Origin of the sequence: Mycobacteroides sp. LB1, from assembly GCF_013449725.1 — a bacterium.
GTDB lineage: Bacteria > Actinomycetota > Actinomycetes > Mycobacteriales > Mycobacteriaceae > Mycobacterium.
Map to the genome: position 1 here is coordinate 561242 of NZ_JACCFF010000001.1, position 23518 is coordinate 584759.

21 protein-coding genes are annotated in these 23518 nt (G+C 64.0%); 7 read left to right on the forward strand and 14 right to left on the reverse strand.

All coding sequences use genetic code 11. The annotated features are described in order from the left end of the window. The first annotated feature begins 107 nt into the window (after positions 1-107). Both MLB1_RS02885 and MLB1_RS02890 read left to right on the forward strand, forming a co-directional pair. A complete protein-coding gene (locus MLB1_RS02885; protein WP_180748210.1) occupies positions 108-1073 on the forward strand; it encodes a helix-turn-helix domain-containing protein in 966 nt (321 codons plus the stop codon). Positions 1074-1174: 101 nt separating this feature from the next. Continuing rightward, positions 1175-2221 (forward strand): oxygenase MpaB family protein, encoded by a 1047-nt coding sequence (locus MLB1_RS02890; RefSeq protein ID WP_180748211.1) that lies wholly within the window; start codon positions 1175-1177, stop codon positions 2219-2221. A gap of 4 nt (positions 2222-2225) precedes the next feature. Here MLB1_RS02890 and MLB1_RS02895 read toward each other — a convergent pair whose 3' ends face one another. From MLB1_RS02895 to MLB1_RS02915, 5 genes are all read right to left on the reverse strand, one after another. After that, positions 2226-2657, reverse strand: a complete 432-nt coding sequence (locus tag MLB1_RS02895) for a DUF2752 domain-containing protein (RefSeq protein WP_180748212.1) — start codon at positions 2655-2657, stop codon at positions 2226-2228. Between the two features lie 942 nt (positions 2658-3599). Beyond that, positions 3600-4217, reverse strand: coding sequence for a TetR/AcrR family transcriptional regulator (locus tag MLB1_RS02900; protein ID WP_180748213.1), 618 nt, complete (start codon positions 4215-4217; stop codon positions 3600-3602). 247 nt (positions 4218-4464) lie between these two features. Continuing rightward, positions 4465-5466 (reverse strand): ketol-acid reductoisomerase, encoded by a 1002-nt coding sequence (ilvC, locus tag MLB1_RS02905; RefSeq protein WP_180749657.1) that lies wholly within the window; start codon positions 5464-5466, stop codon positions 4465-4467. Positions 5467-5514: 48 nt separating this feature from the next. After that, positions 5515-6018, reverse strand: a complete 504-nt coding sequence (gene ilvN / locus MLB1_RS02910) for an acetolactate synthase small subunit (RefSeq protein WP_078323958.1) — start codon at positions 6016-6018, stop codon at positions 5515-5517. Next, positions 6015-7844: an acetolactate synthase large subunit gene (locus tag MLB1_RS02915; RefSeq protein WP_180748214.1), complete on the reverse strand. Its 1830-nt coding sequence runs from the start codon at positions 7842-7844 to the stop codon at positions 6015-6017. The genes ilvN and MLB1_RS02915 overlap by 4 nt, the downstream gene beginning before the upstream one ends. Positions 7845-8181: 337 nt before the next feature. On the opposite strand from MLB1_RS02915, the gene MLB1_RS02920 reads away from it, so the two are divergent. After that, complete coding sequence (locus MLB1_RS02920) at positions 8182-8535, forward strand: PH domain-containing protein (RefSeq protein WP_255485691.1); 354 nt, start codon at positions 8182-8184, stop codon at positions 8533-8535. Here the strand turns inward: MLB1_RS02920 and MLB1_RS02925 are convergent. Genes MLB1_RS02925 through MLB1_RS02935 form a run of 3 tightly spaced genes read right to left on the reverse strand, consistent with a single transcriptional unit; the run spans position 8532 to position 11649 of the window. Further along, the gene (locus tag MLB1_RS02925) at positions 8532-9758 is read right to left on the reverse strand and encodes a saccharopine dehydrogenase C-terminal domain-containing protein (protein WP_180748216.1); all 1227 of its coding nucleotides are present in this window, start codon (positions 9756-9758) and stop codon (positions 8532-8534) included. The two genes, MLB1_RS02920 and MLB1_RS02925, sit on opposite strands and share 4 nt — an antisense overlap. Before the next feature lie 2 nt (positions 9759-9760). Beyond that, complete coding sequence (locus MLB1_RS02930) at positions 9761-11146, reverse strand: aspartate aminotransferase family protein (RefSeq protein ID WP_180748217.1); 1386 nt, start codon at positions 11144-11146, stop codon at positions 9761-9763. Further along, entirely contained in the window at positions 11143-11649 is a 507-nt protein-coding gene (locus MLB1_RS02935) for an Lrp/AsnC family transcriptional regulator (RefSeq protein ID WP_180748218.1), read from the reverse strand. The genes MLB1_RS02930 and MLB1_RS02935 overlap by 4 nt, the downstream gene beginning before the upstream one ends. 111 nt (positions 11650-11760) lie before the next feature. On the opposite strand from MLB1_RS02935, the gene MLB1_RS02940 reads away from it, so the two are divergent. After that, the gene (locus MLB1_RS02940; RefSeq protein ID WP_180748219.1) at positions 11761-13236 is read left to right on the forward strand and encodes a gamma-aminobutyraldehyde dehydrogenase; all 1476 of its coding nucleotides are present in this window, start codon (positions 11761-11763) and stop codon (positions 13234-13236) included. Positions 13237-13239: 3 nt separating this feature from the next. Here the strand turns inward: MLB1_RS02940 and MLB1_RS02945 are convergent, their stop codons facing one another. After that, positions 13240-13626 carry a MarR family transcriptional regulator gene (locus MLB1_RS02945; RefSeq protein ID WP_180749658.1) on the reverse strand — a complete coding sequence of 129 codons (387 nt, stop codon included), beginning with the start codon at positions 13624-13626 and terminating at the stop codon, positions 13240-13242. A gap of 153 nt (positions 13627-13779) precedes the next feature. On the opposite strand from MLB1_RS02945, the gene MLB1_RS02950 reads away from it, so the two are divergent. Beyond that, positions 13780-14952 (forward strand): FAD-dependent monooxygenase, encoded by a 1173-nt coding sequence (locus MLB1_RS02950; protein WP_180748220.1) that lies wholly within the window; start codon positions 13780-13782, stop codon positions 14950-14952. Positions 14953-14956: 4 nt separating this feature from the next. Here the strand turns inward: MLB1_RS02950 and MLB1_RS02955 are convergent, their stop codons facing one another. Continuing rightward, on the reverse strand, positions 14957-16654 hold the full coding sequence (locus tag MLB1_RS02955; RefSeq protein WP_180748221.1) for an APC family permease: 1698 nt from the start codon (positions 16652-16654) through the stop codon (positions 14957-14959). Between the two features lie 184 nt (positions 16655-16838). Then, entirely contained in the window at positions 16839-17645 is an 807-nt protein-coding gene (locus MLB1_RS02960; protein ID WP_180748222.1) for a DoxX family protein, read from the reverse strand. Between the two features lie 70 nt (positions 17646-17715). On the opposite strand from MLB1_RS02960, the gene MLB1_RS02965 reads away from it, so the two are divergent. Beyond that, entirely contained in the window at positions 17716-18909 is a 1194-nt protein-coding gene (locus tag MLB1_RS02965) for a PQQ-dependent sugar dehydrogenase (RefSeq protein ID WP_180748223.1), read from the forward strand. Here the strand turns inward: MLB1_RS02965 and gatB are convergent, their stop codons facing one another. Next, positions 18910-20409 carry an Asp-tRNA(Asn)/Glu-tRNA(Gln) amidotransferase subunit GatB gene (gene gatB, locus MLB1_RS02970; RefSeq protein ID WP_180748224.1) on the reverse strand — a complete coding sequence of 500 codons (1500 nt, stop codon included), beginning with the start codon at positions 20407-20409 and terminating at the stop codon, positions 18910-18912. An 82-nt stretch (positions 20410-20491) separates the two neighbouring features. Here gatB and MLB1_RS02975 point away from each other — a divergent pair, with 82 nt between their 5' ends. Continuing rightward, positions 20492-20875 (forward strand): hypothetical protein, encoded by a 384-nt coding sequence (locus tag MLB1_RS02975; protein WP_219602539.1) that lies wholly within the window; start codon positions 20492-20494, stop codon positions 20873-20875. Positions 20876-20906: 31 nt separating this feature from the next. Here MLB1_RS02975 and MLB1_RS02980 read toward each other — a convergent pair whose 3' ends face one another. Further along, a complete protein-coding gene (locus MLB1_RS02980) occupies positions 20907-21938 on the reverse strand; it encodes an ATP-dependent 6-phosphofructokinase (RefSeq protein WP_180748226.1) in 1032 nt (343 codons plus the stop codon). Positions 21939-21975: 37 nt separating this feature from the next. After that, a complete protein-coding gene (locus MLB1_RS02985) occupies positions 21976-23472 on the reverse strand; it encodes a carboxylesterase/lipase family protein (protein ID WP_180748227.1) in 1497 nt (498 codons plus the stop codon). Positions 23473-23518 lie beyond the last annotated feature (46 nt).

The following is a 23518-nucleotide window of genomic DNA, read 5'->3' on the forward strand; positions in this document are numbered from 1 at the left end:
CTCCCGACGATTCCAGGCAGCGCGATGTTTCATGGGTGTAGTAGAAGGTAAGGGCATATTGTGTTGGAATGCGCGTCGAAGCGTTTCTCAGCGGGTCGTAGGCCACTGTGTTGCGACTTATGTTCACCGCTGATGATTTCGCTTTAACGCGATTTCTGCCTATGCCTGCTCCCTTGTTGGAGATGAAGTTTGCGACACGTGCGCTGCGGCAAGGCGTTTCCACACCGTGGGGCGAGCGGTGGCGTTGTCGGGCCCTAGCCGCATTCCCCATATCGGCGGCTCCGAGACGGGCAGTAGTGAGCCACTTTTCGTGGTCATTATCGCCAACTGTGCTGGGCGACAATTTCGATGAGGGTATGCATTCCATCCAACAACTGGATCAGCAACAAGCGAACGCAGAATTGGCCGCCTTCGGGCGCGGCCCCACCGAAGGCGCCGGCGCGCCGCACTATCTCCGGCACGCCCTCGCAGGCGATCGCGAGGCCATGTTGACGTTGGGTCGCATGACGACAAGCGCATATAGGGCTGTGTTAGAGCCATACTGGCCCGATATCCAGGCGAATCATCAGATTGAGCTTGTCCGACAAGGGCGCACGCTGGCACGCCACGGTGTGCGCGGCACACTCGGCACACTGGTCCCCGGTGCCCGGTGGAAGGGCGATTGCCTTGAGATCGACAGCCCGCAACGTCACACCATCGCATTGCGTGGGCGGGGCCTTGTGTTGACGCCCAGCGTCTTCTGGGCGGGGCCACCATTAGTCGGCGAACTTGACGACCAACCCATCGTCTTGGCTTACCCTGCACCAATCGATTTGACCATCGGTGTCGGCGCCGAATCCGACCCGCTCGCAGCGATACTCGGATCAACCCGAGCGGCCGTGCTGCGCGTGCTGACGGATGAGCACACCACCGGCGACATCGCCCGACATCTCGGTATCAGCCCCGCGTCTGCGTCCGAACACACATCGGCGCTGCGGCAGGCGCGGTTGGTACGGAGCCGCCGCGACGGCAAAGCGGTCATTCACGACGCCACCGCGCTGGGCCTGGACCTGATCGACGCGAACCGCCGGTAGCCGTCCGGAGGCACTTCGGTAACAGATGCGCGCGCCACTGTTGACAACGGCAGTTGTTAACGTTCTCATTGTAGGACGCGAACCGCTCCCTGGAGGCAACGATGCCAAGCACAGCCGCACACGCCACGACACCACGTTCGGCGGGCCTGCCGCCACGAGGTGATGACCAGACCCGAATTTGGCGACGCGGGGACGGCGCCACCCCGGCCGGTCAACGCACCGGCCCCGACGGGCACCCGGACTACGGCTACTTCGGACCGGACTCGGTGACCTGGAAGGTGTTCCTGCATCCTTCGGTCGCACCGATGATCGTCCTGGTGACGGCACTCCTGGAGGGCAGCCACGAAGGCCTGCAGGCCGTCGAGATCAACCACGATCCGGTGTTTACCAAGAGCAAGAACAATCAGGTCGACTTCGATGACACCGTCAAACGCATTCAACGCACCGCCGGAGTCCCGATACCGATGATCTTCGGCGACACCGCCAGCGCCGACGCCCTCGCCGCGCACCTACGCCACTACCACCGAAACATGAAGGGGGTCATCCCCGGCACCGACCGGCCCTACGATGCGCAGGGACCGGCGCTGATTCTCTTTGCACATGTGACGATCATGCACGCGGCGCTGCGGATCTACGAGAACACGCCCGCTCTTGGACGTCTGATCCCCCGCCGCTTACCCAAAGGCGAACGCGACCAATTCTTTTCGGAGGTCAAGGCGTTCGCCGAGCTCATGGGTGCCGATCCCGATACGGTGCCCGTGACCTCCGATGAGGTAGCGGCCTACTACGAGTCGATCGAATCCGAATACCGGATGGTGCAAGGGTTCGTGCCGGGCGGTGTGCGATTCGCGTTGTCGGTGATCAGGAACGCCCGCAGCTTTGGCGGGTTGACGGCGGCTGCGGTGGCCGCGATCACGCTGGTCACCGCTATCCCCTCGGTTGCGGTGGTACCACCAAAGGTGCGGCGCCATATGGGAATTCCCCGAATAGCCGACCCGGTGTTGGTCATGCTGCTGCGACTGACGCAGCCCGCGTTCATCCCCTTCACCATCGAACCGATTGCCCGCGAGATCTCCCGTCTGTTCATCGGCAACGATGGAATTACCCTGGGCGAGAACGCTCGCGAGCTCATGGAGCGCTCGGCCTAAGACATCACACTCGCAGCGCGGTGAACGGCGCGATCGGAATCATCCTGATGACGAACCACGCCACGAACACCACCAGGGTGACCGTCGATACCCATCCACCTATCCACGGCGGATTCCAATCGGCATCCTCCCGCCAGCGGCTGCGCGTCCACGCGATAAAGCAGACCGCGAGAAACCCCAAGGCCACCAACGCAACCGCGTTGTAACGCAGTGCACCGAGAACGTCCCCGTGCATCAGCGAGTAGACCATGCGCAGGCCGCCACACCCTGGGCAGTCGAGCCCGGTCAGTGCCTTGAACGGGCACCCCGGGAGCACTCCCCCGGGTGTCGTCGGGTCCGCAAACCATATTGCCGCGCAACCCACTGCCGCCATACCCGCCACTGCGGCGGGGGCAACGAGCCGGGAGGCGACGGAGGTCGAGCGGGACGCAGTCATCGAGTTCCAGTATCCACCGAACCCCGGCAGGAGATCTCAATCCGCAGAGCTGTCCCCAGTCCCCGGCACGAGCTCGATGCGATGCGGACGTCTCCATGTTTTTTCTGATATTTCATCAAACCGCAATCAAGACACTCGTCTTAACTTACCGTCCGAATTGGAGAACAGCGTCGTTTCGTCCACCAAGGAGAGTGCCCCACATGCCATTTCCGAATGTTCATTCTAATTTTCGACATCGCCTTCGCGCGGTCGCCGGTGCCGCCCCAGCGGCAGCGCTAATTGCCACCGGCTTGATTTGCGTTTCGGCCGGTGAGTCACCGGCGACGCCGGCCATCGGGCTCGTCAACGATGAAACAAGCGATGCCGCAGCCGGTGGTAGCACCGCCCCCGGCGATAGCGGCACCATGAAACCCGGGGATAAACCCTTGGGCAGAGGCATCGGAGGCTGGGGCCCAAGCCGGAATGCAGCCGACAGCCCCGGCCTTAAACCAAAACCCTCAAGCGCACCCAGACCTCCGGGCCTATTCGCGCCGGGCGGCCTCTTCGGCCCCCGACAGACCAAATTCGGGCCGGCAACTCTTGCACCGGGCAAGCCACCGGCCCCCAAGCCACCCGCGGTTACCAACCCGGGAAACCTGGCTCCAACCGGCCCGGTAAACAGTGGCTTCCGAAACGGTAGGGACAGCAGCAACCCGGTACTGAAGCCCAGCGCGCCGAGTGTCACCGCCCAGGTGCCGGCGAAGCCCAATACACCGAGCGTAAGCAGTCCAAAACCCGGTGCACCTGCCGCCGTAAACGCACCAAAGCCCAGCACACCAGGCAGCGGCGGGCCCGTATTCCAGAAGCCCAAACCAAGCGGTCCGCCGACCCTTTAAACGAGTACCGAGAGGAACCCCCGCCCTGACCCGAGCGGGGGTTCCGTCTCAAGTCGGAATCGGCTAACTAGGGCCCGATGTTTGATCGCTTCGAGGGAGCCAACATCACTGCGGTAGCCCTCTCAACCAGATCATCTTCCAGCTCTGATACTTCAGGACCGGAATCGGGAAATGCTTCCCAAGTCGCCATGGCGACGATTATCAACGCGTACGCCGATAGCGTTCGAGATCCCTCTAACATCCGGGAAAGGCCGGTGCGGCCGGAGAGCCTATTGGTCACTTCGACAGAACTGCTGGACTGAAGGCCGCTAAGAACTATCTTGGCGAGGCTGGGATCGAGCAGAGATTGGGCCAGGAAACGTGCGTAACAACTTCCGGGCTTACCGGAGACTGCCCGAGTGAACGGCAGAACCACAATTCTCATGAGATCGCGTACCGAGTAGTCACCTGCCGCGTCAAGCTCGGTGAGCATCTCACATCGTGCCTCGTCAATCGGACCCAAACGGGCCTCTAACACTGCCGCAACCAACCCTTCGCGACTTCCAAAGTGATACTGCACAGCGCTGTTGTTGTATTGCCCGGCTCGTAATCCGGCCTTACGCAATGAGAGTGCGGAAAGTCCACTCTCGGCCACGATCGCTTCAGCCGCGTCAATCAGGGCAAGCTGAACGTCGCTAAATGTCATATCTATGAAGCCCGCACCTTTCCGTCCGATATCGCATCATCTGGTGCATCTTGCCGGACAGGCAGGGGCTCCGTCAGAGTAAGCGGGGCTGTGACCTTGTAGGCCGCCGGATTGCCTGTGTTATCCGGCGAGAGCGGCCCGCTGCCGATTGACACCATTCCCACTGAGAGACAACGACACCGCCCGAGGCCTACGCGCAAAAGCCCCCGACACCAAAGGGCGCCGGGGGCTTTTGCGTCGATTGAGACTAGGCAGTCTCGGTGATCGGCCGGTCGACCCAGCTCATCAGGTCGCGCAGCTTCTTGCCGGTGACCTCGATCGGGTGCTCGGCGTTCTCCTTGCGCAGACCTTCGAGCTCCTTGTTGCCGCCCTCGACGTTGGCGACGAGGCGCTTGACGAAGGTGCCGTCCTGGATGTCCTTGAGGATGTCCTTCATCCGCTCCTTGGTGCCTGCGTCGATGACACGCGGACCACTGAGGTACCCGCCGAACTCCGCGGTGTCGGACACCGAGTAGTTCATGCGGGCGATGCCGCCCTCGTACATGAGGTCGACGATCAGCTTGAGCTCGTGCAGCACCTCGAAGTACGCCATCTCGGGGGCGTACCCGGCCTCGACCATGACCTCGAAACCGGTCTTGACCAGTTCCTCGGTGCCACCGCAGAGCACAGCCTGCTCACCGAACAGGTCGGTCTCGGTCTCTTCCTTGAAGTCGGTCTTGATGACGCCGGCCCGGGTCCCACCGATGCCCTTGGCGTAGGACAGCGCGAGCGCCTGGCCTTCACCCTTGGGGTCCTGGTGCACGGCGATGAGTGCGGGCACACCCTTGCCATCGACGAACTGCCGGCGAACCAGGTGGCCTGGGCCCTTCGGGGCGACCATTCCGACGGTGACATTGGCCGGAGGCTTGATCAGACCGAAGTGGATATTCAGCCCGTGGCCGAAGAACAGCGCATCGCCGTCCTTCAGATGCGGCTCGATCTCATTCTTGAAGATCTCGGCCTGCGCGGTGTCGGGCGCGAGCACCATGATCACGTCGGCCCACTTGGCGACCTCTTCGGGGGTGTCGACCTCGAGGCCCTGCTCGGTGACCTTCTCGCGGGACTTGGAGTCCTCACGCAGACCGACCTTCACCTGAACGCCGGAGTCACGCAGGCTCAGCGAGTGCGCGTGCCCCTGGCTGCCGTACCCGATAACACCAACCTTGCGCCCCTGAATGAGGGTCAGGTCCGCATCGTCGTCGTAGAACATCTCAACTGCCACAGTGCTTTTCCCTTCTTACCTTTTTAAAATCAGATCTTATTTGGCGGCGGCGATGGACCGCGGGCCACGCGATAGCGCGACCACGCCGGACTGCACGATCTCCCGAATACCGTACGGGTCGAGCATCCGCATCAGTGCATCCAGCTTGGACTGGGTGCCCGTCGCCTCGATGGTCACCGATTCCGGCGACACATCGACAACCTTCGCGCGGAACAGGTTCACCACTTCGATCACCTGTGCGCGCACCGTCGCATCGGCGCGCACCTTGACGAGCACCAGCTCACGAGCCACCGAATTGGCCTCGTCCTGTTCGACGATCTTGATCACGTTGATGAGCTTGTTGAGCTGCTTGGTGACCTGTTCCAGCGGAAAATCGTCGACGGTGACGACGATTGTCATGCGCGATATGCCTTTGAGCTCCGTCGGCCCCACCGCCAGCGAGGCGATGTTGAAGCCACGACGAGAAAACAACGCGGAGACACGAGCGAGCACGCCGGGACGGTCCTCGACCAGAACGCTCAGAGTATGGGTACTTGTCATTCCTGTCCCTCCGCGGGAGCCGCGATATCGTCGTCGTCGAACAGCGGCCGGATGCCCCGGGCCGCCATGATCTCGTCATTGCTGGTGCCGGCCGCGACCATCGGCCACACCTGCGCGTCGGCACCGACGATGAAGTCGATGACCACCGGGCGATCGTTGATGGCACGCGCCTCTTCGATCACCTTGGCCACGTCCTCTTCACGCTCGCAACGCAATCCGACGCAGCCAAGCGCCTCGGCCAGCTTCACGAAATCGGGGATGCGGCGCGAGTGCGTCGCCAGGTCGGTCTGCGAGTAGCGCTTGTCGTAGAACAAGGTCTGCCATTGACGGACCATGCCCAGGTTGCCGTTGTTGATGAGCGCCACCTTGATGGGCACGCCCTCGATGGCACACGTGGCCAGCTCCTGGTTGGTCATCTGGAAGCAGCCGTCACCGTCGATGGCCCACACCTCGGCCTCCGGCCGCGCCATCTTGGCGCCCATGGCGGCGGGAACCGCGAAGCCCATGGTGCCCAGACCACCGGAGTTGAGCCAGGTGCGCGGGTTCTCGTACTTGATGAACTGCGCGGCCCACATCTGGTGCTGCCCAACGCCCGCCACATAGACCGCCTCGGGTCCGGCTATCCGGCCCAACGTCTCGATGACGAACTCCGGGCCCAGGCTGCCGTCGTGCTGCGCGTCGTATCCCAGCGGGTACCGCGTGCGGAGGTCATCCAGGTACACCCACCAGTCGGACAGATCCGTGGCAGTGCCGGTTGCGCGGTCCGCCTTGATGGACTCGATCAGTTCGGTGATGACGTTCTTCACATCACCGACGATCGGCACATCGGCGTGACGGTTCTTACCGATTTCGGCGGGGTCGATATCGGCGTGAATCACCTTGGCATCGGGGGCAAACGATTCCAGCTGCCCGGTCACCCGGTCGTCGAACCGTGCACCCAGGGTGATCAGCAGGTCGCTGCGCTGCAGCGCGGCCACCGCACCGACGGTGCCGTGCATCCCGGGCATACCCATATGCAGCTGGTGGCTGTCGGGGAATGCGCCGCGCGCCATGAGGGTGGTGACGACGGGGATGCCGGTCAGCTCGGCCAACTCTTTGAGCTCAGGGGACGCGTCCGCGCGGATGACACCGCCACCGACGTACAGCACTGGACGCTTGGCCGCGGTGATGAGCCGGACCGCCTCGCGGACCTGCTTGCCATGCGGCTTGGTGACGGGCTTGTAGCCGGGCAGGTACATCTGCGGCGGCCAGCTGAACGTGGTCTGCGCCTGCAGGACATCCTTGGGGATATCGACGAGCACCGCCCCCGGACGCCCGCTCTGTGCGATGTAGAAGGCCTCGGCCATGACCCGCGGGATGTCCTCGGCGTTGTACACCAGGAAGTTGTGCTTCGTGATCGGCATGGTGATGCCGGAGATGTCCGCTTCCTGGAAGGCATCGGTGCCGATCATGCTGCGGCCCACCTGCCCGGTGATCGCGACCACCGGGATGGAGTCCATCTGTGCATCGGCCAGCGGGGTGACCAGGTTCGTCGCGCCCGGACCGGAGGTGGCCATCATGACGCCGACCTTGCCGGTGGCGTGCGCGTAGCCACTTGCCGCGTGCCCCGCACCCTGCTCATGGCGCACCAGGACATGGCGGACCTTGGTCGAGTCGTACAGCGGGTCGTACACGGGCAGGACCGCACCGCCGGGAATACCGAAGATGACCTCGACACCGAGCTCCTCAAGCGACCGCACTACCGACTGCGCGCCGGAGACGCGCTGGGGTGCGACGACATTGGGCTCAGGAGCCGCCGCTGGCTTGGGCTTCGTAGGTGCGCTCATCGTGGTCTGTCCTCTTGTTGTGGCTGTAGTGAAACCTATGGCAACAAAAAACCCCCGCCAGCGGTCTGCTGTACGAGGGTTGCGCGTCGAGTGTGCGCGAGTTGCCTTGGACTCGGGCTACGCGTCGACGCGCATACCGATTACTACGAGCAAGGTGTGGTTGTTCACACCGGGCACGGTAGTCGTTTCTAGAGGTCCGAGTCAAATTGCCCCCATAAGGGACAATGGGCGAATGGCCGAGTGTGATCCTCTTCGCGCAAGCGGCTCATCGGAGCCTGATCCTCTTCGCGCAAGCGGCTCATCGACGACGAAGCGCACCGTGATCCGCATATCGCCGATGGCGCATTTCATGTCCGGGTTTCTGGCGCTCGGCATCCTGACCTTCGTCCTGTACCAGCCGATCCTCGCGCCACTGCTGGTCATCCCGGTCGTCATCTCCTACGCGGTCGTCAGGTACTTCACGGCGGTCGATACCGAGTCGGTACAGGTGCGGACGCTGACATCCATCCGCACGTTGCCGTGGACCGATGTGAAGGGGCTCAGCTTCGACAAGCACGCCTGGGCGCAGGCCAATCTCACCGACGGCACCGGCCTACGGCTGCCGGCCGTGACGTTCTCGACGCTGCCCATCCTGTCGGCGGCCAGTAACGGCCGAGTGCCGAACCCCTATGAAGGCGTCATCCGCGACTAGGCGGCCGCACGCTCCTGCATGCCCCACGGGGCACCGAAGGTATTGAGTCGATCGAGGAACGGCAGGCTGTCGAACGCCTCGGGGCCGAGCACCCCGGCACCGCTCCACGCACCCTCGGCGAGCAGCTCCAGGGCCACGATCGGGTTGACGGCGGTCTGCCACACCACGCATTGGGCGCCGTCACGCGCCATCGTCCATTCGTTGTCGACGACGTGATGCAGATAGACCTCGCGGGGCCTGCCGTCCTTACCGGTGCCGGTCACCCACAGCCCGGCACAGGTGGCCCCGCGCATCAGATGCCCCAGCCCAGCCGGGTCCGGCAGGCACGCCGCCACCACATCACGCGGGCTGACGGCCGCATCGCCACCTCCGGCACGAACACTGACCGGGTCGGTGCTGTCGAGCCCGAGGAGATGCAATGTGCGCAGCACGTTGATGAACTCTGCGCCGAGGCCGTATTTGAAGGTCACTCGCCGGGCGTTCACCCAGCGCGGCATGAGCACCACTTCCTCATGTTCGACGTTGACGCACTCGACGGGTCCGATACCTCCCGGAAAGTCGAAAACCTCTGGCTCGCTGAAGGGTTCAGTGGTGAAGAATCCCTTATCGCGTTCCCAGATCAGCGGCGGGTTGAGGCATTCCTCGATGGTCGTCCAGATGGAGAACGACGGAGCGAATCGGTGCCCCTGCACCTCCAGGTTGGATCCGTCGCGGGTGCCCAGCTCGTCGATCTCGGAGAACAGGTGATCGGCGGCGTACCGCGCGAAGATGTCACTAAGCCCTGGTTCGACCCCGATGCCCACGAGCGCCAACAGCCCTGCAGACTCCCACTTTTCGGCGGTGGCGAACTGTTCATCGCCAAGCATCACCCCGGGCAGCTCGTACGGCTGGTCCGGATGACGATGCGAGAGGCTCATCGCCATATCGAGGTAGGTCACCCCGGCCGCGAAACATCCCTCGAAGACGCTCATGACGAATCGAGGATCAACAGCGTTGAGAGCATGCGTGATTCGATGCTCACGGCACAGAGCCGTGACGTCCTCGGTCGAGGAGGCATCGATGCGGGCCGCGGTGAACCGGGGATCGCCGAGGCGATCGACCACCGTCTGCGCCCGCGCGATGTCGTAGTCCGCGATCACGAGTGTTTCGAAGAACTCCCGGCGCGCCGCAATGAGTGCGGCCGCACTGCCCACTCCTCCAGCGCCCACGATGAGGACTCTCATGTCTATAACCGGGCCCAGGCCGCGGTGAGCACTCCCCGCAGGATCTCCTCGATCGCGTCGAACTCGCGTGGCCCGCTAATCAACGGTGGCGCAAGCTGAATCACCGGGTCACCACGGTCGTCGGCCCGGCAGTACAGCCCCGCCTCCCAGAGCGCCGAAGACAGGAAGCCGCGCAGTAATCTTTCGCTTTCTTCACTGCTGAAGGTCGCTTTGCTCTGCTTATCCTTGACCAGTTCGATTCCGTAGAAGTACCCCTCACCACGCACGTCACCGACGATCGGCAGGTCGTGGAGTTTTTCCAGGGTAGAGCGGAACACCGGCGCGTTCTCGCGCACCCGATCGTTGAGCCCCTCGCGCTCGAAGATGTCGAGATTGGCAAGTGCCACGGCGGCCGATACCGGATGTCCGCCAAAGGTATATCCGTGCGGGAAGGTGGTCTTACCGTCATTGAACGGTTCGAACAGCCGGTCGGTGGCGATCATCGCTCCGATCGGCGAGTACCCGGATGTCATGCCCTTCGCACAGGTGATGATGTCCGGCGCGTACCCGAAATCCTCACAGGCGAACATCGATCCGATGCGGCCGAAGGCGCAAATCACCTCATCGGAAACCAGCAGCACGTCGTACTCATCGCAGATTTCGCGCACCCGCTCGAAATAGCCCGGCGGCGGAGGGAAGCAACCGCCCGCGTTCTGCACGGGCTCGAGGAACACCGCCGCGACGGTATCGGGCCCCTCGAATTCGATGGCCTCGGCGATCCTGTCGGCACAGTATCGCCCGAATGCCTTGGGGTCGTGCGCATACGGATCCGGTGCGCGATAGAAGTTGGTGTTCGGTGCGCGGAACCCACCCGGGGTCAGCGGCTCAAACGGCGCCTTGAACGCGGGCAGGCCGGTGATGGCAAGTGCCCCCTGAGGGGTCCCGTGATAGGCGATGGCGCGCGAAATCACCTTGTACTTGCCGGGTTTCCCAGTCAGCTTGAAGAACTGTTTGGCCAGTTTCCACGCGCTTTCCACCGCCTCTCCCCCGCCGGTGGTGAAGAAGACTCGGTTCAGATCACCTGGGGCGTACCCGGCGATGCGATCGGCAAGTTCGATCGCGGTCGGGGTCGCGTACGACCACAGTGGGAAGAAGGCGAGCTTCTCGGCTTGGCGCGCCGCTGCTTCCGCCAGCTCGGTGCGTCCGTGCCCGACCTGCACCACGAACAATCCGGAGAGACCATCGAGGTAACTCTTGCCGCGGTCATCCCAGATGGTCACCCCCTCGCCGCGAGTAATGATGGGTGGCGTGATGCCCTCGCCGTGCCGGGCGAAGTGGCCCCAGAGATGGCGGGCCGCCTTTTCCTGCAGGTCGCCTGAAATATCGTGTGCTACATCGACGGTTGTCACCGTGTACCCCAATTATATTGCTGTTTAACTAATTTCAGATAGACCAGAGTCTCTGTGGAGGTCACCCCCGGCACCGCGCGGATCTGCTTGTTCAGCAGGTCCAGCAGGTCGTCGTCGTCCTCGCAGACCACCTCAACGATTGCGTCGAAGGTTCCGGCGGTCAGCACCACGTAGTCGACGGTCTGGATTTCCGCCAGCCGCTCGGCCACCTCGGTGGTGTCACCCGAGCACTTGATGCCGATCATGGCTTGACGTGCGAACCCGAGCTGCATGGGATCGGTGACCGCCACGATCTGCATGACGCCGGCATCGATCATGCGTTGTACCCGTTGACGCACGGCGGCTTCGGAGAGCCCCACTGACTTTCCGATGGTGGCGTAGGGACGCCGGCCATCCTGCTGAAGCTCCTCGACGATCGCCTTGGAGACGTCGTCGAGCTGGAAGGCAGCGGAGCTGTTACCGGGATCGGCGACGCGCAACAAGCGTCGTGTCGTATTGGCCACGAGGTCGATTGTGCACGGATTCCATCGCCTAACGCAATGATTTACGACGAATTACCGCCGAGGATGGGTTACAAACGATGGAATCCGTGGATTCACGATACTGTTGGCGAGGTGAGCGTTCCCAGCAGCTGGATCAATGGCCACCCCGTCACGACCAGCGGAGAAGCGCACCGTGTGATCAATCCGGCGACCGGCACTGTCGTCGCGGAACTGGCCTTGGCCACCCCCGCCGATGTGGATGCGGCGGTGACGGCGGCTAAAGCCGCGGGACCCGGTTGGGCCTCGTCGACACCCGCCGAGCGCGCGACGGTCCTGGCCAAACTGGCCGCCGCGATGACCGCCGATGCCGACACGCTCGTGGCCGAGGAGGTCGCCCAGACCGGCAAGCCGGTGCGGCTGGCCAGCGAGTTCGATGTACCCGGCAGCATCGACAACGTCGAGTTCTTCGCCGGTGCCGCAAGACATCTGGAGGGCAAGGCAACGGCCGAATACTCGGCCGATCACACCTCCAGCATCCGGCGACAGGCAGCCGGGGTGGTCGCCACCATCAGCCCATGGAACTACCCGCTGCAAATGGCCGTATGGAAGGTGTTGCCCGCGCTGGCCGCGGGATGCACGGTGGTGATCAAGCCGAGTGAGCTGACGCCGCTGACCACCTTGACCTTGGCACGTCTGGCCGCCGAGGCCGAGCTGCCCGAGGGCGTGCTCAATGTCGTGACCGGGCGCGGCGATGATGTCGGCGCCGCACTCGCCGGACATCCCGACGTGGACCTGGTGACCTTCACCGGGTCCACTGCAATCGGCCGAAAGGTAATGGCGGCGGCGGCAATTCACGGCCATCGCACACAACTGGAACTCGGCGGCAAGGCCCCCTTCGTAGTGTTCGACGATGCCGACCTGGACGCCGCGATCCAGGGTGCGGTCGCGGGAGCGATCATCAACTCCGGCCAGGACTGCACCGCCGCAACCCGGGCCATCGTCGCCCACGACCTGTACGACGACTTCGTCGCGGGGGTTGGCGAGGTGATGAACAAGGTCGTCGTCGGCGACCCCATGGATCCGAATACCGATATCGGACCGTTGATTTCGGCCGCACACCGCGACAGGGTGTCGAAGATCGTGGACCGCGCCCCCACACAGGGTGGCCGGATCGTCACCGGCGGGACCTCTCCCGATCTACCGGGATCCTTCTACCGGCCCACGCTGATCGCCGATGTGGCGGAGTCGTCCGAGGCCTACCGTAACGAGATCTTCGGTCCGGTGCTCACCGTGCGGTCCTTCACCGATGACGACGACGCGCTGCGGCAGGCCAATGACACCGCCTACGGCCTCGCCGCCTCGGTGTGGACGCGGGACATCTACCGCGCGCAGCGGGCCTCGCGGGACATCAAGGCTGGATGCGTGTGGATCAACGATCACATCCCGATAGTCAGCGAGATGCCACACGGCGGATTCGGCGCGTCCGGCTTCGGCAAGGACATGTCCGATTACTCCCTGGAGGAGTACCTCACCATCAAGCACGTCATGAGCGATATCACCGGCACCGCCGAAAAAGATTGGCACCGGACGATATTTGCCAAGCGCTAGGGGCTACTCGTCCAGGCTGCCGTTGATCAGGCCCGCAAGTTTCGTGAGGCTCTCGGTGATCGCGCGGCGCTCAACACCGGAGAGCCCCGCGAACACCCCATGCTGAGCCGCACGAAAGGCCGACTGCGCCTTATTGACCCGTGCCCGCCCAGCCGCCGACAGACCCACTAGGACCAGCCTGTCATCGGATGAAGAACGGGCGCGCTGCACGATGCCCCGCTCCTCCAGCTGCTTGAGCGCCCGGGTTGCCGTCGGCACCGCCACCCCGGCAGTGGCGGCGAGCTGACTGACCGGCATCGAACGCTGGTCAAGCAGTGCGGCCAGCAGCTCAAGCTGAGACCGACTCAGCCCGGCCTGCGTGCCCGTGGGCGAGGTACGCCCCCTGCGCATCGCGAAATACACGGCGTCTGTGGCCGCAACCAAGTCTTCGATCTCCTGCGCTAAACCTTCATCCGGACGCGTCGACACCGCCGCAGTCTAACGCGTTAGCATGACAATAGTTAGCATGCTAACGTTATGGAGAACTGATGAAGGGACCGACACATGCGAGTAGCAGTCATCGGCGCGGGAATCGGCGGCCTGACCACCGCTGTGGCGTTGCGCACCAAGGGCATCGACGTCAAAGTCTTTGAGAAAGCACACCAATTGCGCGAGGCAGGCGCGGGTGTGGTTATCGCCAAGAACGGTCTGCGGGCCCTCGACAGTGCCGGTCTTCTGGACCGGGTGCGGGCCATCGGCGCCCCCATCCACCGCTCGACATGGCACACCTGGAACGGCGAGAACGTCCCGATGCCGCCGGCCTGGCCCGCCGTCAGCCCCGACCGGCCCGTGACCTCGCTGCCCGTGCACCGCGGCCAGCTGCAGGCCGCACTGCTGGGCGCCCTGCCGCAGGGCACCGTCGAATTGGGCCGCTCCTGCCTGGACCTCGTTGAAACGCCCGAGGGCGTGCGCATTCTGTTCGACGACGGATCCGAGGAACGCACCGATATCGTCGTGGGCGCCGACGGTATCCATTCGGTAGTGCAGCGCGTCGTCGCCGGGCCGGTGGAGCTGTCCAGCGAGGGCATCATGGCCTACCGAGGTTTGATCCCGGTCGAACGTCTGGGTGGCACAGTCGATCTGGACTGCATGCAGATGTGGCTCGGCCCCGGGCGCAGTTTCCTCATCTATCCGGTCTCGCGGGGCCAGATGCTCAACGTGGTGGCCTTCACCGCAAGCAATCTCGATGCGGAGGAATCCTGGACTGCCCCGGGCGATGTCGAGGAGCTGGCCGCCGAGTTTGGCGAGTGGGCCCAACCGGTGCGGCATGTCGTCGCGGCCATGACCGAGACCTTCCGCTGGGGTCTCTACGACCGAAAGCCGTTGCGGTGCTGGTCGACCGATCGCATCACACTCATCGGCGATGCCGCTCACCCGATGACTCCGCATCTGGGTCAGGGCGCAAATATGTCGATCGAGGACGCGGTGGTGCTGGCCACCGTGCTAGCGGACGCATCAGACACCGACATCCCCAGGCGGCTGGCGCTTTACGAGTCGCTGCGCCGCGACCGCACCAGCCGGGTGCAGCAGAACGCACGACAGTCGGGTGGCATCTACCGCGCCACCGACCTCAGCCCGCAGCAGCAGGCCGAGGGGCTCACCGCCATCCTGGCCGACGACTGGATCCCCGACTATGACGCCGCGGCCGCCGCCAACGAGGCCTTGGCGGCACGCTAGCGCGTCAACGGTCCCGGCTGAACTCCTCGCCCGTCTGCGGATTCAACGCCACCTCCCCCTCCGGGAGATTGGACAGATCGGTGGCGATGACGGTCTGCTGCGCCTCAACCGCGTCAGGTAAGCCGAAGTGCGCGGTGGGTCCTGCGGGCGCCAGCACCAGATCGGCACTGCGCCGTGGCAGCGTCGTCCCCTGGAAGAACGGTGGAGCGGCCACCCGCCAGAGCAGCATCACCACGACACCGAGCACCAGGGCACCGATCCCGACGACCGCGACGGCCCCCACCCCGAAGAGAGTGACGTTGTTGCCGGCGTCATCGATGAGCCAGTCGGGCTTGGCGTACTGGATCAGCCCGTAGGCGAAGATGACCGTAAGGGCGATTCCGCCGAGCAAGGGGATCGCACCACGCATCAGGAAATTGCGCGCACTCTGCGCGAGTGTCCGGCGGTAAAACCACACACACGCGAAGCCCGTGAGCCCGTAGTAGAAGGCGATCATCAGGCCGACCGATCCGATCAGCGCGGTGAGCAGGTTGGTGCTGATGATCGTAAATAGCACGTAGCAGACGATCGAGACAGCACCCATCGCCACGGTGGAGGTGGTTGGCGTCAGATACGTGCGGTGGATCGACGCGAACGAGTCGGGCAGCGCCTTGTAGACACCCATCGACAGGGTGGTGCGGGCCGTCGGCAGGATCGTGGTCTGGGTGCAGGCCGACGCCGACGTCAGGATGGAGGCCGAGAGCAGGAGCATCCCTACATGCCCGAGGAAGCTATCCCCGAAGAGTTCGGGTCCGATGGCCGCGAACACGTCAGCGGCGTTCTCCTGATTGCCCAGCCCAATACCCTCGGTGCCCACCCCGGCGAAGGCGACGGCGGCCACGCTCACCAGCGCGTAGGTGGCCAGCAGCAGGAACGTGGACAGCACTGCGGCCCGCCCGGGCGTGCGTCCCGGGTCATCGGATTCCTCATTGCATGCCACCGCGGTATCCCAGCCCCAGTAGATGAAGATCGTTGTCAGCACGGCGGGTGCGATGACCGTGCCGAAATCCATACCCCCGGGCCAGAACCAGGACAGCGACGGCAGCAGCGAGTAGGCCTCGGCGTTATGGGTGTAGACCTTGATCAACGCGATGATCGACACGGCAACCAGGACAACCATCTCGACCAGCAAGAGTGCGTACTGCAGGCGCACCGAGACTTCGATACCGCGGTAACAGATGTACGTCATGATCACGATCCAGAGGACGCCTGCCACTGTCGACCACAGGGTGCTGTCGGCCAGACTGGCCGCCGCGGTCCACCCCAGATCACCGACAAACGTGAACGAATAGGCGCCCGCGATCTGGGCCAAGTTGGCCATCACGATGACATCGGCGGCGATGATCCCCCAACCGCCGAGCCATCCGACAATCGGACCGAAGGTCCGGGACGCCCAGGTAAAGGTGGTGCCGCAGTCCGGTTCGGCCTTGTTCAGCTCCTGATAGGCCACCGCGATGAGGTAAATCGGGATAAAGGAGATCAGCACGATGGCGGGCGCCTTGACCCCGGCCAGCAGGGCGCCGCCGCTGGCGACGATCAACCCCAGGGTGGCGGCCAAGCTGTAGGCCGGTGCCGTAGAGGCGAGCCCGACGACGACGCTGGAAAGCAGCCCCATCGCGCCGCCCTTGAGCCCCTTGCTCTCCACTGCACTGTCTGAGCTCATGCGCGTCTCCTCGCTCGGCCGAATGCGAGCAGAATACGGTTTCCGTTGAGATTTCGCCCAACATGATCGGAATCCGTTTAACGCAGCAGCCTCTGCAGTGCTGAGCAGCCGTCGAAACTACGGTTTACGACGCATTTCGCAATTGACTGACGTGCGACACCGCGTATCGGGTGCAGAAACATGGTTAGGCCAGCGGATTTGTTCCGTTGAGGAACACCCAGATGGCGGCCGCAGCACCCAAGCCCAGCAGCACCGCGGCGAAGGACCCGACAAACGGCCTGCGGGCCCAGCCGCGTCCGGCGTCAAACCCGTACCGACCAGGGCCGACGAGGATCACCGCAATGATCGCGACGATCATCAGCAGCTCGAACTCGTGCCCCTCGGGCCAGAAGATCGCATAGCGATTCGCTTTGTCCGCCACCATGTCGGACAGCAGCACATTCACCATGAAGGCCAGCGCAGCCGCACCCGCCAGTGGCGTGAGCAGGCCCAGAACCAGCAGCACCCCGGCGCCCAGCTCCGCCGTCACACCGACATAGGTAAGGATGTCGGCGTATTTGAAGCCACGATCTCCGAGAGTCGCTTCAAAGCCGTTGAGCCCGGTCCCACCCCACCAGCCAAAAACCTTGCGCAGCCCGTGGGCGATGAGCACCGCGCCCACTCCGACACGCAGCAACAACAGTCCCAGGTCTTGGGTGCCACGACGGTCGCCCGTCGGGTCCTGGCTTCCCCACGGTGCAGCGTGTCGTGCCTGCACCGCCTCGGAAGATATCTGGGTGGTAGCAGGTTCGGCATAGGGCAGCGGCGCTGGATCGTACAACGGTCCAACCTCTTTCACGTCGTGGGAGCTCGTCAGCTTCTCCGCCTGATAATGCGGGATTGCCGTGGTCTCGAAGTCGCCGCCATAGTTGGCGGACGGCACATCATCTTCAGGGTCGACCAGTTCAGGCGGCTTACGCCACACCTGTGGATCGTCCGAATGACCGGTCACGGCCCAAGAGTAAGTCCATTAGAGGCCCGAATGTGGCGAGCAACGCCGTAAGGTCCGTAATCTTGCGGGCATGCTCATTCGCTGCCGGAGCCGCAGAGCCGGCGACATCCGGCTAAATCCCGTGAAGGGACCGACCAATGAGCCATCGGGGAAAAGACTGATTGTCGGTTCGATGGCGGCGGTAACCGCAGCGGTGACGCTGCTATCGGGTTGTGTGCGGTTCAATCCCACGCAGGATCAGCCGTTTACCGAGGTTCCCAGGCGTGGGGTCGCCCAAACCACGACCACCCCGCCGCCGCCGCTGCCCGGTAAGCCGTTTCCCAAGCAGTGCCCCGCCGAGGGCGTGATGCAGGGATGCCTGGAAGCCACCAGCGGGCTCATCATGGGCAGTGACGGCAAGACCGCATTGGTCGCCGAGCGCGCGACCGGTGTCATCAAAGAGATCGCGACGAGCGCCGAGCCGAAGGTGAAGACGGTCATTCCCGTCGACCCCTCGGGGGACGGCGGACTGTCCGATATCGTGCTCTCCCCCTCGTACCAACAGGACCGGCTGATGTACGCCTACATCAGCACCCCCACCGACAACCGGGTGATTCGCGTCGCCGACGGAGATGTGCCCAAGGATATCCTCACCGGAATTCCCAAGGGCCCCACCGGCAATGCGGGATCGTTGGCTTTCACCAGCCCCACCACTCTGGTCGTGCAAACCGGCAATGCCGGTAATCCCGGATCGGCAAACGACCCGAACTCGCTGGCAGGCAAGGTGATCCGCCTAGAGCAGCCCACCACGCTGGGCCAGGTACCGCCGACGACCGCGATTTCCGGTATCGGCGAAGGTGGCGCCATGTGTGTGGATGCCGCCAACGGCGCGCTGTATGTCACCGACCGCTCGCCCGCGGGTGACCGGCTGCAAAAGCTCACCAAGGACGGCAAGATCTCGACGGTGTGGAACTGGCCGGACAAGCCTGGTGTGGCCGGATGCGCAGCACTGGACAACTCGGTGATGGTCAACCTGGTGTTCAACCAGACCACGGTGGTGGTGCGCCAGAACCCCGAGACCGGCGCGGTCACCGGCGATCCCGAGGTGCTCCGCCAAAAGGAGCAGCACGGTCACGTGCGGTCGCTGAAGCTCTCGGCCGACGGCAACGTCTGGGGCGGTTCCATCAACAAGGACTTCGGTACCGCCACCGACACCGAGGACGTGGTGTTCCCGCTGTTCCCGAAGGGCGGCGGATTCCCCCGCGCCAATGACGACCTGGACTAGCTAGCTCTGGCCGCAGGCCTTGAGCACCAGGTCCTTGACCTGCGCCGCGTCGGCCTGACCCTTGGTGGCCTTCATCACCGCGCCGACGATGGCACCGGCGGCCGCCACCTTGCCATCGCGGATCTTCTGCGCGACATCGGCATTGGCAGCCAGGGCCTCGTCGACGGCGGCCTGGATCACCGAATCGTCGCGCACCATAACCAGTCCGCGGGCAGTCATCACCTGTTCGGGCTCACCCTCCCCGGCGAGCACCCCATCGATCACCTGCCGGGCCAGCTTGTTGGACAGCTTGCCGTCGTTGACCAGCACGACGACGGCAGCCACCTGGGCCGGGGTGATAGGAAGCGCAGCCAAGTCGACCTCACGTGAATTGGCTTGCTGCACCAGGTAGTTGCCCCACCACGAGCGGGCCTCCTCGCTGCCGGCCCCCTCAGCGACGGTGGCCTGCACCAGCTCGACGGCGCCGTTGTTCACCAGGTCGCGCATCACCTCATCGGAGACACCCCACTCCTGCTGAATGCGGCCCAGCCGCAACCAGGGCAGCTCCGGAAGGGTGCCGCGTAGCCGCTCGACCAGCTCGGCGCTGGGTGCGACGGGCTCGAGATCGGGTTCAGGGAAGTACCGGTAATCCTCGGCGGTTTCCTTGCGCCGCCCAGCGCTGGTGCTGCCGTCCTGCTCCAGGAAGTGCCGCGTCTCCTGGATGATCTCGTCACCCGCGTCGAGAACCGCTGCCTGGCGCCGCATTTCATAGCGGACCGCCACCTCGACACTCTTGAGCGAGTTGACGTTCTTGGTCTCGGTGCGGGTGCCGAACTCAGCGGCACCGGCGGGCATGAGCGATACGTTGGCATCGCAGCGCATTGACCCGTGGTCCATCCGCACATCGGAAACATCCAGAGCCCGCAACAGGTCTCGCAGCGCCGTCACATAGGCGCGAGCGATCTCCGGTGCCCGCGCCCCCGTGCCCTCGATGGGCTTGGTGACGATCTCGACGAGCGGTACACCGGCTCGGTTGTAGTCCAGAAGAGACTCGGTGGCCCCCGAAATGCGACCCGTCTCACTGCCGATATGCGTCAGCTTGCCGGTGTCCTCTTCCATATGGGCACGCTCGATCTGGACCCGCCAGATGGTGCCGTCGTCCAGCGGAACGTCGAGGTAGCCGTTGAAGGCGATCGGCTCGTCGTACTGGGAGATCTGGTAGTTCTTCGGCTGGTCCGGGTAGAAGTAGTTCTTGCGGGCGAACCGGCCCCACGGGGCGATCTCACAGTTAAGCGCCAGCCCGATACGGATGGCCGATTCGATGGCCTTCTCGTTGACGACCGGCAGCGAGCCCGGCAGACCCAGGCAGACCGGGCAGATCTGGGTGTTCGGCTCGGAGCCAAATGCTGTAGGGCAGCCACAGAACATCTTGGTGGCCGTGGACAGTTCGACGTGGACCTCCATGCCGAGCACCGGCTCGTATCGGGTCAACACGTCGTCGTAGTCCAACAGTTCAGTCATGCTGCGATCCTAATGGGTCGGCTTTATGCACCGAGCAGACGCAAAGTGCACACAAATCGCAGGTGGTAGGTACCGTGATCTCGTGAGCGGCAGTGTGGTGGTCATCGGGATTGATCCGTACCTGATCGATTTCAGCATGCCCGAGTTCGCCGATACGGGCCTGACCGCTGACGACATCCAGACCGGTTTGGAGCAATCGGCGGCCATCCTGAATGCCGAGGGTTACACGGCCGAACTGTGCCTCATCAGCCTTATGCCCGACACGGTCACCGCACAGCTGAAGAGGGCACTTGACGCGCGGACGTGGGATTGCGTGGTCATCGGCGCGGGCATACGCACCATGCCGTCGAACCTCGTGCTCTTCGAGATCATCCTCAACGTGGTCCACACCCATGCACCCCAGGCGAAGATCTGCTTCAACACCGCGCCCACCGACACGGTGGCCGCCGTCGCGCGGTGGATCTGACCTCGGCTACCCGCCGTGAGCCAAGGACCCCTCAGCCGAAGAACGCGGCGGCGTCCTCGTAGCGATTCTTCGGCACCAGCTTCAACTGCCGAGTCGCCTCCGCCAACGGCACCCGCCCGATCTCCTGCCCCCGCAGCGACACCATGATCCCGTACTCCCCGGCATGGGCGGCGTCAGCCGCATTCACGCCGAATCGGGTTGCCAGCACCCTGTCAAACGGCGTCGGGGTACCACCACGCTGCACATGACCGAGCACGGTGGTGCGTACCTCTTTATTGATGCGCTTCTCGATCTCCGCCCCCAGCTGCTGGGCCACCCCGGTGAATCGCTGATGCCCGAACTCGTCAATTCCCCCGTCACGCAGCTCCATCGACCCTTCGGCGGGCTTGGCGCCCTCGGCCACCACACAGATGAAATGCGAATCCCCGCGCTGGAAGCGGCCTTTGATGAGGCGACACACTTCTTCCACGTCGAACGGCACTTCGGGGATCAACGTCATATGCGCACCGGAGGCCAGCCCGGCGTGCAGCGCGATCCACCCCGCATGCCTGCCCATCACCTCCACCAGCATGACCCGCTGGTGGGATTCGGCCGTGCTGTGCAGCCGGTCGATGGCGTCGGTGGCGATGGTCAGCGCCGTATCGAACCCGAAAGTGACATCAGTGCAATCGATATCGTTATCGATGGTCTTGGGCACACCGACCACGGGTACGTTCTCGTCGGCGAGCCAGCTGGCCGCCGTCAGCGTGCCTTCCCCGCCGATAGGGATGAGCACGTCAATCCCGTTGTCGTCGAGGGTCTGCTTGATCTGGTGCAGCCCGGCCCGCAACGTGTCGGGGTTGGTACGCGCGGTGCCGAGCACAGTGCCGCCCTTGGTGAGCAGCCGGTCATTGCGGTCATCGTTGGCCAGCTGAATACGCCGGTTCTCCAGCAGACCCCGCCAGCCGTCCTGAAAACCAACGACCTGCGAGTCGTAGCGGTTGGCACAGGTTCGTACCACCGCACGGATGACGGCATTGAGTCCGGGACAGTCTCCGCCACCGGTGAGCACTCCGATACGCATAGCCCCATCATGCCCGCGACTGCGCCGAGCGGCAGCGCTACGAGGCTTTCGGCAGCCGGCTCGGAACGCTCAGCGTGAACCCGGCCCATACCTCGCGACGGTCAGTGCCGAGGTTGTCCTCGACGCGTGGCTCACGGTCGAAGACCATCACCGGCCAGTCCGGACCACGGTATAACCGCCAGTCTTCACTCGGAAATCCGTTGCGCGCAAACGCTACCCACCGTTGCTGCACGTCATCGACAACTCGTGATGCATCGCGATGGGTGATGCTGCCCGCCAGCAGCGCCCCGGCGGGTCCGCGGTAGTTGCCGAAAACCGCAGGCAGCTCGGTCGCATGGGATCCCTTCAAGCCGGCGGCCCGCACCGTCCAAGGTGCGTAGTCGAATTGGTAGACGTACACCGGCGCGAATTGTTGGTGCGCCTGAGCGATCCGCCACACCGAGGACGTGAAGAACATGTCTCCCGCCAGCCGCAACCGTGCTTCCTTCGATGGGTATCCCGGGTAGGCGGCGACGATCCGTTCCCGATAACCGGGACCTCCGCGCGAGAGAATCTCCTGCTGCTCGGCCTCGGACAGCGGCATCGCCTTGATCACCTTCGTGAAGAGCCTAGCTTCGTCGGCATTGCTGCCAATGATCAGTGGAACCCGTTGCGCGTCACCGTGTTCTATGGCTTCCACGGGAAGCCTCGGCAGATAGTCGCCGTCGACCGAAGGCCCGAACGGGAACCCGCCCTCCGCGATCAACTTCCGCTGCGCGCGCAGCAGTTGCCTCGGCGAGGCATTCATGACGGCCACGGCGGCGTTATCGGATGTGGCGCCGAGGAGTTCGGCGAATCGCCGGGCATCGTGTGCGACCGAATCAGCGGTAGCAGCGAGGCCACTGGCGGTGCTTTGGATGATCGCGCGATGGAACAATCCCGCTGCGGCCGGGGTGACCATCAGGGTCTCGACGCCGCTGCCGCCCGCACTCTCGCCGAAAATGGTCACGTTGTCCGGGTCGCCCCCGAAAGCGCGAACGTTGTCGCGGACCCACCGCAGCGCCAATACAAGATCACGCAGGTACACGTTGCTTTCTATGACGTGATCGGCATCGGACAACGAAGACAGGTCGAATGCACCCAGCGCACCCACGCGATAGTTCGCCGACACGTATACGCATCCGCGGCGCGCCAGTATCGAACCCTCGTAGGGCGGGCTGCTGGAACTACCAAGGAAGTAGCCGCCACCATAGATGTAGAACATCACCGGTAGCGGCCCGTCCGGCAAGTCCTCCGGCGTCACCACATTGAGCGTCAGGCAGTCCTCACTGCGCCGTTTTTGCGGCGTGAATACCTTCGGCTGAATCGGCGCGGCACCGAAGCTCCGACATTTGCGCACTCCCTCCCAGGGCTGCACGGGATGGGGCGCCCGCAGCCGCAGCGGCCCTACCGGAGGTTCGGCATAAGGGATTCCACGGAAACGGCGCATACCGCGCCGGATAAAACCTTCGACCTCACCACTGTGGGTCGCTACGCGTGGGGGCGCCAATGCCATAAGAGCGAATCTATCGGTGGGCCGGTGCACGCACTAGAGCGCGGGT

Coding starts and splice junctions, on each gene's coding strand:
- MLB1_RS02950 (WP_180748220.1), top strand. CDS start 13,780: ATGCGAGTAGCAGTCATCGGCGCGGGAATCGGCGGCCTGACCACCGCT.
- MLB1_RS02985 (WP_180748227.1), bottom strand. CDS start 23,472: ATGGCATTGGCGCCCCCACGCGTAGCGACCCACAGTGGTGAGGTCGAA.
- ilvN (WP_078323958.1), bottom strand. CDS start 6,018: ATGACAAGTACCCATACTCTGAGCGTTCTGGTCGAGGACCGTCCCGGC.
- ilvC (WP_180749657.1), bottom strand. CDS start 5,466: ATGTTCTACGACGACGATGCGGACCTGACCCTCATTCAGGGGCGCAAG.
- MLB1_RS02915 (WP_180748214.1), bottom strand. CDS start 7,844: ATGAGCGCACCTACGAAGCCCAAGCCAGCGGCGGCTCCTGAGCCCAAT.
- MLB1_RS02920 (WP_255485691.1), top strand. CDS start 8,182: ATGGCGCATTTCATGTCCGGGTTTCTGGCGCTCGGCATCCTGACCTTC.
- MLB1_RS02965 (WP_180748223.1), top strand. CDS start 17,716: ATGCTCATTCGCTGCCGGAGCCGCAGAGCCGGCGACATCCGGCTAAAT.
- MLB1_RS02945 (WP_180749658.1), bottom strand. CDS start 13,626: ATGCGCAGGGGGCGTACCTCGCCCACGGGCACGCAGGCCGGGCTGAGT.
- MLB1_RS02890 (WP_180748211.1), top strand. CDS start 1,175: ATGCCAAGCACAGCCGCACACGCCACGACACCACGTTCGGCGGGCCTG.
- MLB1_RS02925 (WP_180748216.1), bottom strand. CDS start 9,758: ATGAGAGTCCTCATCGTGGGCGCTGGAGGAGTGGGCAGTGCGGCCGCA.
- MLB1_RS02895 (WP_180748212.1), bottom strand. CDS start 2,657: ATGACTGCGTCCCGCTCGACCTCCGTCGCCTCCCGGCTCGTTGCCCCC.
- MLB1_RS02955 (WP_180748221.1), bottom strand. CDS start 16,654: ATGAGCTCAGACAGTGCAGTGGAGAGCAAGGGGCTCAAGGGCGGCGCG.
- MLB1_RS02980 (WP_180748226.1), bottom strand. CDS start 21,938: ATGCGTATCGGAGTGCTCACCGGTGGCGGAGACTGTCCCGGACTCAAT.
- MLB1_RS02900 (WP_180748213.1), bottom strand. CDS start 4,217: ATGACATTTAGCGACGTTCAGCTTGCCCTGATTGACGCGGCTGAAGCG.
- gatB (WP_180748224.1), bottom strand. CDS start 20,409: ATGACTGAACTGTTGGACTACGACGACGTGTTGACCCGATACGAGCCG.